Below are 381 nucleotides of genomic sequence, written 5' to 3'. Positions count from 1 at the left end.
GGCCGCCGCCATCGCCATCTCCTCGTGCATGACGCCGCGAGCGGCAGCGCCGGCCTAGGTGAGCAAGAGCGAGCCGGTGAGCTTGTAGCACACGACGTCCCTGGCGAGCGGGAGGTCCGTGTCGACCCCCCGGGCGATGTAGCTGGTGCCGTCGTCCTCGATCGTGATATGGGCGCCGGTGTCCTCCTGGAGCTGGGTGATCATATTGCCGGTGGGGCCGATGACCTCGCCGTTCTTGTACACCGGGAACTTGATTGTGATGAAGCCCGGCGCGTTCGGGGACAAATCGTCCGGGGAGTCGATGGCCACGTTCAACACCTCCATGAATTTCAAGCGGGCCTCGCGGGCCAGCATAAGGGCGGCGGCCCCGAACGACCCCCG

At 66.4% G+C, this 381-nt stretch carries 1 protein-coding gene; it reads right to left on the bottom strand.

Annotated features, from left to right (window positions below; genetic code table 11):
* Window positions 1–54 precede the first annotated feature (54 nt).
* A partial coding sequence (locus PUR71_RS01995; protein WP_443077321.1) for a KH domain-containing protein occupies window positions 55–381 on the bottom strand: 327 nt, incomplete at its 5' end.

Source organism: Streptomyces sp. SP17BM10 (assembly GCF_036322405.1).
Classification (GTDB): Bacteria; Actinomycetota; Actinomycetes; order Streptomycetales; family Streptomycetaceae; genus Kitasatospora.
Note: the sequence above shows the minus strand (reverse complement) of the source record. Positions and strands in the feature narration are given on the sequence as shown.